Genomic DNA, 10,941 nt, shown 5'->3' with positions numbered 1-10,941 from the left:
CCGCCCGGCGAACCCTGGTAGGGTGGTGCCACCGACGCGGGGTGGAGCAGCTCGGTAGCTCGCTGGGCTCATAACCCAGAGGTCGCAGGTTCGAATCCTGCCCCCGCTACGACACGACGACGGCCCCTCCGCCACTGGCGGAGGGGCCGTCGTCGTTCCCGCCCCCGGGTCGTGCCGCCGGCCGCGCCGTCGACCCCTCTGCCGGGGCGCGGACGGCCCTACGGTTGCCCGGTGGACGACGGCCTTCGGGCCGCGCTGGCCGCATCGAGCCTGGCCGGCCTGCCCGTTCCGGCAACCCAGCGGTTGCTCACGCGCGCCCGCCTGGTCCGCATCCCGGCCGGCTCGGTGACCCATCGGGAAGGGGAGACCGCCGAGCACCTGGAGCTCGTCGTCGACGGCCTCGTGCGGGCCTTCGTGACCGCTCCCGACGGCCGCACCCTGACCATGCGCTACTGCCGGCGGGGAGCGCTCATCGGCGCGGTCTCGATGTACGCGACCGGGTACCGGATGCCCGCCGGCATCGCGGCCGTCGTGGACGCCGAGCTGCTGCGGCTGTCGCCCGACGTGGTGCGCCGGATGGTCGCCGAGGACGCCCTCGTCGCCGACGTCCTCCTGCGGGAGCTCGCCGACCGGGCGCTCAGCTACATCCACGAGATCGCCGGGAGCGCGTTCACGAGCGTCCGCCAACGGGTGGCGCGCCACCTCCTGGACCTGGCGGCCGACGAGGCCCGGGTGGCGGGGGAGGCGCTGCCCGTGCTGACGGTGCCGGTCACCCAGAGGCAGCTCGCCGAGGCCGTCGGCACGGTGCGCGAGGTGGTCGTGCGGGTGCTCCGCGACCTGCGGGAGGAGGGCGTGGTCCGCACGTACGCCGACCACATCGACGTCGTCGACCCCATCCGGCTCAGCCGGGAGCAGGGTGGAACCTCGGTTCCTGCCAGGTCCGGGCGGTGAGCGCACGCTGCCGGACATGACGATCACGAGGAATGCGGGGTCCACCTCCACGCGGCGGCTCGACGCGACCGCGGTCGCCGGCCTGCGCCGCGCGCTCGCCGGGGAGGTGATCGGTCCGGCCGACGACGGCTACGACGTGCACCGCCGCGTCTGGAACGGCTCGATCGACCGCCGTCCGGCCCTCGTCGCCCGGTGCCGGGGGGTCGACGACGTCCGTGCCGCCCTCCGCTTCGGACGCGACCAGCAGCTGCCGATCGCCGTCCGGAGCGGCGGTCACAGCTTCCCCGGCCTGTCCACGTGCGACGACGGCTTGGTCATCGACCTGCGTCAGATGGACGGGATCCGTGTCGACCCCGACGCCCGGACGGCCGGTGTCCAGGCCGGGGTCCTCCTGGGGGAACTGGACGCAGCCACCCAGGCGCACGGACTGGCCGTCCCGGCGGGCATCGTCTCGCACACGGGACTGGCCGGCCTCACGCTCGGCGGGGGGCTCGGGTGGATCCAGCGTGCCCACGGGCTCACCGTGGACTCGCTGGTGTCGGCCGACGTGGTGACCGCCGACGGCAGCTTCGTGCGCGCCTCCGAGGACGAGAACGCCGACCTGTTCTGGGGTCTCCGCGGCGGGGGAGGCAACTTCGGGATCGTCACCGACTTCCGGTTCCGCGTCGTCCCGCTCGGGCCGCAGGTCATGGCCGGGGCGGTGTTCTGGCCCATCGACCAGGCGGCGTCCGTGCTGCGCCGCTACCGGGACTGGATCGGGGGATGCCCGGACCAGTTGATGACCCTGGTCGTGCAGCGGCTGGCCCCGCCGCTCCCCGCCGTGCCGGCCGAGCTGGTCGGGCGGCCGGTGATCGCGGTGGCCGCCTGCTACGCCGGCGACGTGGAGGAGGGTGAGCGGGTCCTGCGGCCGATGCGCGGCTTCGGCTCCCCGGTGCTGGACCTCTTCGCGCCCAAGCCGTTCGTGGCCCACCAGCAGATGTTCGACCCGTCGTTCCGGCACGGCTGCTCGTACTACGTCCGCTCCTGCGACGTCGCCGAGCTGAGCGACGCGGTCGTCGACGTCGTCGTCGAGCACGGGCGCCGGATCAGCTCGCCGCTGAGCAGCATCGCGCTCTGGCAGATGGGCGGCGCCGTCGCGCGGGTCGGCGAGGACGAGACGGCGTTCAACGGGCGCGGGGCCGGCTTCACCTTCAACATCAACGGCAACACCGCCACCGCCGACGGCTTCGACGAGCAGCGGCGGTGGGCGCGCGACTACTGGACGGCGCTCGAGCCCTTCCACACCAGCGTCTACGTCAACTTCCTCATGGAGGAGGGGGCGCAGCGCGTCCGGGAGGCGTACGGGGACGCGAAGTACGAACGGCTGCGTGCGCTGAAGCGCGCGTACGACCCCGCCAACGTGTTCCGGCTGAACCAGAACGTCCGGCCGGACTGAGTCGCTCCGGGCCGTCCGGTCAGAGGCCGCCGTACCGGGCACCCGGCTCGACGGTGCCCACCAGCTCGGGAACGGTCACGAAGACGTAGCCCCGGGCTCGCAGCCCGGCGATGATGCCGGGCACGGCCTGCACGGTGGTCGGGTGGATGTCGTGCAGCAGCACGATCGCCCCGGGGAAGGCGCCGTCGAGCGCCCGCTGGGTGGTGGTGGCGACGTCGCGGTTGAGCCAGTCCTGCGTGTCGACGTCCCAGAGCACCTGCGCGTAGCCACGGGCGCCGGCCACGGCGGCGACGGTGCCGTCGGTCTCGCCGTAGGGCGGGCGCAGCAGGTCGGTGGTGACGCCGGCATCCGCGAGCGCCGACGTCGTCCGGTCGATCTCGTCGGCGATCTGCTCCGGGGCGAGCGCCGGCAGGCGCGGGTGGTCCCAGGTGTGGTTGCCCACCGCGTGGCCCTCCGCCGCCATGCGGCCGACCAGGTCGGGCATCGCCGCGGCGTTGCCGCCGACCACGAAGAACGTGGCGTCCACGTCGGCGTCGGCCAGCTCGCGGAGCAGCTGGGCGGTGTAGGGGCCCGGCCCGTCGTCGAAGGTGAGCGCGATGCAGGCCACCCGCGCGCAGTCGACCGCCGTGCCCTCCGGGCCGGTCGGGTGGCCGACGGGAGCGGCCGAGGGCCCGGCGGGGGCGGCCGAGGACCCGGCGGGCCGTCCCGGGACACCGGTGAAGGCGGCGGCCGCCACGGCCGCGTCCCGGATGCGCCGGCCCGGCTCGGTGAGGACGTCGGCGGCATCACCGGCCGGGATGCGGACGGCGACGGCGTCGAGCGACGTCAGGCCCGCCTCGTGCCGGTCGAGGACGACGGTGATCGACCCGTCCTCACCGAACCGCACGTCGGTGCCGACCACGTCGGCGGCGGGCAGGACGTGGGTCACGTCGGCCCGCTCGAGCGCCGAGGACACCCATCGGGCGAGCTGCCGGGGCTCGGCGACGAGGTCCGCCGACGTCCACGTCGTCGCGTCGGCCACGTCGGTGTACAGGGTGCTCGTCGTCGTGGTCGTCCCCAGGGGGGAGCCGGTGTAGCTCCGCGACGTCACCTGCACACCCAGCACGTCGCCGGTCGCCAGCACCAGCCCCCACCCGATGCCCAGCACGTTGGGGACGCCCTCGCGGCGGCCGGCCTCGTAGCGGTCGACCTCGGCGTCCACGAGTCCGGCCAGCGCCTCGTCGAACGAGTCCACGCCCGGGACGGTCACCGTCGCGATCCCGCGCCGGTCGTGGGGCTCGGAGGTGCTCTCGTGGTGCGGGACGAGGCCTGCGAGCGACGGGGGTTCGAGCAGTGGCGGGATCCCGACGACCTCGGCCTCCTCCCCGGCGACGGCCGCAGGCGGGGGCGCGGGCGACGCGCCCTCCGCCGGTGGAGCCGCGGAGGACGGCTCCACCGGCGCCGGCGGGGGAGCCGGTGCGGACATCGCCTCGATCCAGCCGGCCGAGGATCCCGTCGCCGGCGCCGACGCCACCTCCTCCATCCAGCCCGCCGGGGAGGGGGGCGCCGTCGACGAGGCGACCGTCGCCATCCACCCGCTGTTCCCGGGGGCGCACCCCGCCAGCAGGAGGGCGGAGGTGACACCAGGGGCGATCCACAGTCGTGCGCGTCGGGTCGGCATCCGGACTCCCGTGCTGGAGAGCCCAGACACCTGGGCATCGGACCTGCTCGGCGCGTCACCCCGTTACGCGTGGCCGCATCGTGGCAAGGGAAGCACCTCCGGAACGTCACGTTCCCGTAACGGAGGTCGCGCGTCAGCGCGTCGGTCACCGGGAGTGTTCGGAGAGGACGTAGGTCCCTGTCCGGTGCCGGGGGCCGGGCAGTGTGCTGGACGGCGTGTCCAGGGCTGCCGCGGAGGTCGCGACCCGGCCGGTGCCGGCCCACCTCGTGCCGGTCGACGACCGACCGGTGACACCGCCGTCGGGGCTGACGGCCGACGCCGTCGCCGAGCGGGTCGCGGCCGGGCGGACCAACACCTCGACGGTCCGCACCAGCCGCACGGTCGGCGAGATCGTCCGGGCCAACGTCTTCACCTTCTTCAACGGGCTGCTGGCCGCGCTGTGGGTGGTCGCGGCGATGACCGGCCGCTGGCAGAACGCGCTGTTCGGCGGTGTGGTCGTGGCGAACGCCGCGATCGGCATCGTCCAGGAGGTCCGGGCCAAGCGGACCCTCGACCGGCTGGCCGTGCTCAACGCGCCACGGGCCCGCGTCGCGCGGGACGGTGCCGAGGGGGAGGTCGCCGTCGGCGACGTCGTGCTCGACGACCTGCTGGTCATCGCCGCCGGCGACCAGGTGCCGGCCGACGGCGTCGTCCGGGCCGACGGCGGCCTGGCGGTCGACGAGTCGCTGCTCACCGGTGAGGCCGAGCCGGTGGCGAAGGCCGTGGGCGACCCGGTCTGGTCGGGCTCGATCGTGGTGGCGGGCACCGGCCGGGTGCAGGCGACCGCCGTGGGGGACGACGCCTACGCCGCCCGGCTGGCCACCGAGGCCCGCCGGTTCACCACGACGTTCTCCGAGCTGATCGCGGCGACCAACCGGCTGCTGCGGTGGATCGCCGTCGTGCTGGTCGTCGTCGGGCCGCTGGTGCTGTGGAGCCAGTTCCGCAGTTCCGACAACGTCGACTGGCGCGACGCCGTCACCGGCACCGTGGCCGCTCTGGTCGGGATGATCCCCGAGGGCCTGGTCCTGCTCACCACGCTGGCGTTCATGGTCGCCACGCTGACGCTGGCCCGCCGGCAGACGCTGGTGCAGGAGCTGCCGGCGGTCGAGGGGCTGGCCCGCGTCGACGTCGTCTGCCTGGACAAGACGGGGACGCTGACCCACGGTGACGTGCGCTTCGACCGGCTGGAGCCGCTCGGCCCGGGGGTGGACGGCGCCGGGGAGGCGCTGGGCCTGCTGGCCGCCGCCGACGAGGCCAACGCGACCGCGGCGGCGCTGGCGGCCGCGTTCCCGCCCCCGCCCGGCCGCCCGCCGGTCCAGGTCGTGCCGTTCTCCTCCGCGCGCAAGTGGTCGGCGGCCCGCACCGCCGACGGGGTGACCTGGGTGCTGGGGGCGCCGGAGATGGTGCTGCCCGACCCCGCGCCGGGCCGCGCGGCCGCCGCGCGGGGCCGCGCCGACGCCCTCGCCGCCGAGGGCCGCCGGGTGCTCCTGCTCGCCCGCTCACCCGCCGCGCCGGTCGTCGACGGCGACGACGCCGCGCTGCCGGCCGGGCTCGAGCCGGTCGCGCTGGCGGTGCTCGCCGAGCGGATCCGCGCCGACGCCGCCGAGGTGCTGCGGTACTTCACCGAGCAGGGGGTCGCGCTCAAGGTCATCTCCGGCGACAACCCGCGCACCGTCGCCGCGGTCGCCGCCGCCGTGGGGGTCCCCGGCGTGCACGGGGCAGCCGAGGCGGTGGACGCCCGCACGCTGCCCGAGGACGAGGACGCGCTCGCCGCGGCGGTGGACGACGCCAGCGTCTTCGGGCGGGTGACGCCGTACCAGAAGCGGGCGATGGTCCGCGCCCTCCGGCGACGCGGCCACGTCGTCGCGATGACCGGGGACGGCGTCAACGACGCGCTGGCGCTCAAGGACGCCGACATCGGCGTCGCCATGGGCAACGGCTCGCCGGCCACGCGGGCGGTGGCGCAGCTGGTGCTGCTCGACGGCCGCTTCGCGCACCTGCCGGACGCCGTGGCCGAGGGCCGCCGGGTGATCGCCAACATCGAGCGCGCCGCGAACCTCTTCCTGACCAAGAACATCTACTCGCTGGTGCTCGCGCTGATCACCGTGGTCACCGCCGCGGCGTACCCCCTGGAGCCGGTCCAGCTGACGCTCATCTCGGCCGTCACGATCGGCATCCCCGGCTTCTTCCTCGCGCTCGGGCCCAACCGGCGGCGCTACCTGCCGGGCTTCCTCTCCCGGGTGCTGCGCTTCTCGATCCCCACCGGCGTGATCACCGGCGCAGCCGCGTACACCGCCTACGCCGTCACCCGCGCGATGGACCCCGGCGCGGGGGTGGCCGGCGCGCGCACGACGGCGACGCTGGTCGTCCTGGTCGTGGCCCTGTGGACGTTGTTCATCCTCGCGCGGCCGCTGCGGGTCTGGAAGGTCGCGCTGCTGTCGGCCATGGTGGGCATCGTCGTCCTCGTGCTGGCGATCCCGTCGCTGGCCGAGGACGTCGTCCTGCTGCAGCTGTCGCCGACGGCGCTGCTGCTCGCGGGCGCCATCGGTGCGCCGGCCGCCGTCCTGGTGGAGCTGGCCGCGCGGGCGGGAGTCCGCGGGAACGACGACGGAGGGAGGGGCCGGTGACCGACCCGGCCGGGCCGCTGGCCGACGAGGAGCTCGCCGCGATCGACGCCTGGTGGCGCGCGGCGAACTACCTGTCGGTCGGCCAGATCTACCTGATGGACAACCCGCTGCTGCGCGAACCGCTGCAGGCCGAGCACGTGAAGCCGCGGCTGCTCGGCCACTGGGGCACCACCCCGGGCCTGAACTTCGTCTACGCGCACCTCAACCGCGCGATCGCGGCGCGCGACCTCGACATGATCTACGTGATGGGCCCGGGCCACGGCGGTCCCGGGCCGGTCGCCGCGGCCTGGCTGGAGGGCACCTACAGCGAGGTCTACCCCGAGGTCTCTGCCGACGAGGCCGGGATGCGCCGGCTGTTCACCCAGTTCAGCTTCCCCGGCGGGATCCCCAGCCACGTCGCGCCGGAGACCCCGGGGTCGATCCACGAGGGCGGCGAGCTCGGCTACGCGCTGGCGCACGCCTACGGCGCGGCCTTCGACAACCCCGAGCTGGTGGTCGCCGCCGTCGTCGGCGACGGCGAGGCCGAGACCGGACCGCTGGCCACCAGCTGGCACGCCAACAAGTTCCTCGACCCGGCCCGCGACGGCGCCGTCCTGCCGATCCTGCACCTCAACGGCTACAAGATCGCCAACCCCACGGTGCTGGCCCGGATCGAGCCCGACGAGCTCACCGACCTCTTCCGCGGCTACGGGTACACCCCGTACGTCGTCGCCGGCGACGACCCGGCGCTCATGCACCAGCAGTTCGCCGCGGCGCTGGACGCCTGCCTCGACGAGATCGCCGCGATCCGGCGCCGGGCCCGGGAGGACGGCGGTACCACCCGGCCGCGCTGGCCGATGATCGTGCTGCGCTCGCCCAAGGGCTGGACCGGCCCGAAGGAGGTCGACGGCCTCCGGGTCGAGGGCACCTGGCGCTCGCACCAGGTGCCCTTCGCCAACGCCCGCGGCGACGACGGCCACCGCAAGGTGCTCGAGGAGTGGCTGCGCAGCTACCGGCCGGAGGAGCTCTTCGACGCCGACGGCGCCCCGGTGGCCGCCGTCCGCGACCTGCACCCCCGCGGGCAGCGCCGGATGAGCGCCAACCCGCACGCCAACGGCGGGACCCTGCTGCAGCCGCTGCGGATGCCCGACTTCCGCGACTACGCCGTCCCCGTGACCGAGCCCGGCACCGGCGCCGTCGAGGCGACCCGGGTGCTGGGCACGTTCCTGCGCGACGTGATGCGGCAGAACGCGTCGACCTTCCGGGTGTTCGCCCCGGACGAGAACAACTCCAACCGGCTGGGCGCGGTGCTGGAGGTGACCGACCGCACGTGGCTGGCCCGCCGGGAGCCCGACGACGACCACCTCGCCCCCGACGGCCGGGTCATGGAGGTGCTCTCCGAGCACCTGTGCCAGGGCTGGCTGGAGGGCTACCTGCTCACCGGCCGGCACGGGTTCTTCTCCTGCTACGAGGCGTTCATCCACATCGTCGACTCGATGTTCAACCAGCACGCCAAGTGGCTGAAGACGACGAACGGCATCCCCTGGCGGCAGCCGATCGCCTCGCTGAACTACCTGCTGACCTCGCACGTGTGGCGCCAGGACCACAACGGCTTCAGCCACCAGGACCCCGGGTTCATCGACCACGTGGTCAACAAGAAGGCCGACGTCATCCGGGTCTACCTGCCGCCGGACGCCAACACCCTGCTCTCGGTCGCCGACCACTGCTTGGGCACCCGGCAGTACGTCAACGTCGTCGTCGCCGGCAAGCAGCCGGCCCTCCAGTACCTCGACATGGACTCCGCGATCGAGCACTGCACCAAGGGCATCGGCATCTGGGAGTGGGCCAGCACCGACGCCGGCGCCGAGCCCGACGTCGTCCTGGGCTGTGCCGGCGACGTCCCGACGATGGAGGTCCTGGCGGCCGCCGAGATCCTCCGCGAGGCCTTCCCCGACCTGAAGGTCCGGGTGGTCAACGTGGTCGACCTCATGCGGCTGCAGGACGACCGGGAGCACCCGCACGGTCTCTCCGACGCCGAGTTCGACTCCTACTTCACCCGCGACCGGCCGGTGATCTTCGCCTACCACGGCTACCCGTGGCTCATCCACCGGCTGACCTACCGGCGCACCAACCACGAGAACTTCCACGTGCGCGGCTACGTCGAGGAGGGGACGACGACCACGCCCTTCGACATGTGCGTGATGAACCGGCTGGACCGCTTCGACCTCGTCATCGACGTGATCGACCGGGTGCCCGGGCTGGGCGCGCGCGGCGCCCACCTGCGCGACCGGCTGCGCAACCAGCTCATCGAGCACCGGCGGTACGTCCGCACGCACGGCGAGGACCTGCCGGAGGTCCGGCACTGGCAGTGGGGCGCCGGCGCCGGGCCGGTCACGCACCCGCCCGGTCCGCTGGTGGAGCCGGAGTCGGCGTGAGGCTGCTGGTCGTCAACGCCGGGTCCAGCAGCCTGAAGCTGTCGGTCCTGGACGGCGACGGCGCGGTGACCGCGGCGGACACCGTGCAGCGGTGGACGGGCGAGGGCGACCTGGCCCCGCTGCGGGCGTTCCTGGCCGGCTGCGGGGAGGTCGACGCCGTCGGGCACCGGGTGGTGCACGGCGGGCCGGAGCACGGCGGCCCGGCGGTGGTGGACGACGCGCTCACCGGCTACCTGCGGTCGATCGCCCACCTCGCCCCGCTGCACAACCCGCGGGCGCTGGCCGGGATCCGGGCGACGCGGGAGCTGCTGCCCGGCGTCGTCCAGGTGGCCTGCTTCGACACGACGTTCCACGCGTCGCTGCCGCCGGCCGCGCGGACCTACGCGCTGCCCCGCGACTGGAACGCGCGGTGGGGGCTGCGCCGCTACGGGTTCCACGGGCTCTCGCACGCGTGGGCGGTCCGCCGCGGCGCGGAGCTCGTCGGCCGGCCGGCCGGGGAGCTGCGCATCGTCTCCTGCCACCTCGGGGCCGGTGCCTCCCTCGCCGCCGTGCGGGACGGCCGGTCGGTCGACACGACGATGGGCTTCACCCCGCTGGCCGGGTTGGTGATGAACACCCGCCCGGGCACCCTCGACCCCGGACTGCTGCTCTGGCTGCTCGAGCACGGCGGCGTGCCGGAGCCCGAGCTGGCCGACGTGCTGGAGCACTCGGCCGGGCTCAAGGGGCTGTCCGGCACGTCGGGCGACCTGCGGGAGGTGCTCGCCGGCCGGGCGGACGGCGATCCGGACTGCGTCCTGGCCTTCGACGTCTACGTGCACCGCCTGTGCCGCGAGATCGCCGCGATGACCGCCGCCACCGGCGGGCTGGACCTGCTCGTGCTGACCGGGGGAGTGGGGGAGCACGCCGCCCCCGTCCGCGCCGCCGCGGCCGCCGCGCTGGGGTACCTCGGCGTCGCCGTCGACCCGGACCGCAACGCGGCGACGAGCGGGGACGGCGATGTCAGCGCGGCCGGGGCCGCGGTGCGCACCGTCGTCGTCACCGCGCGCGAGGACCTCGAGATCCGCCGTCAGGTGCGGGAGGTCGTGGGCGCCCACCGGTGAGCGGGCATCCACCGCGGCTGCTCGGCGGTGCGCGGGCGGGGGACCGCCGGGCGGCGGGGCCGCTCGGAGCCGATCAGCAGCGCGTGCGGGCGGGTCTCGTCGTCCTCAGCCGGCAGTGTGCGGGCCGGTGCGGCGGACTCGTGCCGGGGGAGCGGCGCCCACAGGACCACCGGCGGCTCCGACAGCGGCAGCCGGAGGTCGGTCAGCGGCTTCCACGCCTTGTGGCGCAGCCCGTCGACCACGCAGCGGACCCGCGCGACGGCGAGCCCCGACTCGGCGAACCGCCAGCCCAGCAGCTCGCCGGAGTACCAGGTGCCGCGGTGGAAGACCTCCACCGGCTGGGGTTCCCCGGCGAACCAGTGCGCCGCCGAGTCCCCCGTCACGGCGGGGACTCTAGGTCGCCCCGGGACGCCGTCCCGGCAGGCGCGCGCCGCCGCGGACCGCCGCGCCACGGCAGTCACACGGGTGCCCGCCCGCCGCCTCCCCGACAGGGCGTGTACCGTGGTGTTCACCGACGCGGGGTGGAGCAGCTCGGTAGCTCGCTGGGCTCATAACCCAGAGGTCGCAGGTTCGAATCCTGTCCCCGCTACTGCGGTCGAGGGGGGGGGGGGGGGGGGGGGGGGGGGGGGGGGGGGGGGGGGGGGGGGGGGGGGGGGGGGGGGGGGGCGGGGCCCCCCCCCCGCGGGCCGCCGCCCCCCCCCCCCCCGCCGCCGCC

General features: G+C 75.1%; 7 protein-coding genes and 2 tRNA genes. 7 read left to right on the top strand and 2 right to left on the bottom strand.

Annotated elements, in window-relative coordinates:
• Nucleotides 1-35 precede the first annotated feature (35 nt).
• From ACI8AF_RS07695 to ACI8AF_RS07685, 3 genes are all read left to right on the top strand, one after another.
• Nucleotides 36-109, top strand: a tRNA-Met gene (locus tag ACI8AF_RS07695).
• Nucleotides 110-231: 122 nt separating this feature from the next.
• Nucleotides 232-951, top strand: a complete 720-nt coding sequence (locus ACI8AF_RS07690) for a Crp/Fnr family transcriptional regulator (protein WP_456539097.1) — start codon at nt 232-234, stop codon at nt 949-951.
• Nucleotides 952-967: 16 nt separating this feature from the next.
• Nucleotides 968-2,386: an FAD-binding oxidoreductase gene (locus tag ACI8AF_RS07685; protein ID WP_456539096.1), complete on the top strand. Its 1,419-nt coding sequence runs from the start codon at nt 968-970 to the stop codon at nt 2,384-2,386.
• A gap of 19 nt (nt 2,387-2,405) precedes the next feature.
• Here the strand turns inward: ACI8AF_RS07685 and ACI8AF_RS07680 are convergent, their stop codons facing one another.
• A complete protein-coding gene (locus ACI8AF_RS07680; RefSeq protein ID WP_456539095.1) occupies nt 2,406-3,620 on the bottom strand; it encodes a polysaccharide deacetylase family protein in 1,215 nt (404 codons plus the stop codon).
• Between the two features lie 641 nt (nt 3,621-4,261).
• On the opposite strand from ACI8AF_RS07680, the gene ACI8AF_RS07675 reads away from it, so the two are divergent.
• From ACI8AF_RS07675 to ACI8AF_RS07665, 3 genes are read left to right on the top strand one after another with little or no spacing between them, the layout of a single operon-like run.
• On the top strand, nt 4,262-6,712 hold the full coding sequence (locus ACI8AF_RS07675) for an HAD-IC family P-type ATPase (RefSeq protein WP_456539094.1): 2,451 nt from the start codon (nt 4,262-4,264) through the stop codon (nt 6,710-6,712).
• A complete protein-coding gene (locus tag ACI8AF_RS07670) occupies nt 6,709-9,126 on the top strand; it encodes a phosphoketolase family protein (protein WP_456539093.1) in 2,418 nt (805 codons plus the stop codon). Before ACI8AF_RS07675 ends, ACI8AF_RS07670 begins: the two co-directional genes overlap by 4 nt.
• Nucleotides 9,123-10,226 (top strand): acetate/propionate family kinase, encoded by a 1,104-nt coding sequence (locus tag ACI8AF_RS07665; RefSeq protein WP_456539092.1) that lies wholly within the window; start codon nt 9,123-9,125, stop codon nt 10,224-10,226. Before ACI8AF_RS07670 ends, ACI8AF_RS07665 begins: the two co-directional genes overlap by 4 nt.
• On the opposite strand, the gene ACI8AF_RS07660 is transcribed toward ACI8AF_RS07665, so the two are convergent.
• Nucleotides 10,193-10,609: a hypothetical protein gene (locus tag ACI8AF_RS07660; RefSeq protein WP_456539091.1), complete on the bottom strand. Its 417-nt coding sequence runs from the start codon at nt 10,607-10,609 to the stop codon at nt 10,193-10,195. The genes ACI8AF_RS07665 and ACI8AF_RS07660 overlap by 34 nt on opposite strands.
• 132 nt (nt 10,610-10,741) lie before the next feature.
• Between ACI8AF_RS07660 and ACI8AF_RS07655 the strand changes: the two genes are divergently transcribed.
• A tRNA-Met gene (locus ACI8AF_RS07655) sits at nt 10,742-10,815 on the top strand.
• The last annotated feature ends 126 nt before the right edge of the window (nt 10,816-10,941 follow it).

The sequence above is a fragment of the Blastococcus sp. SYSU D00669 genome (assembly GCF_054050715.1).
The sequence above is the reverse complement of the archived record's forward strand: the minus strand, read 5'-3'. Positions and strand labels throughout refer to the sequence as shown.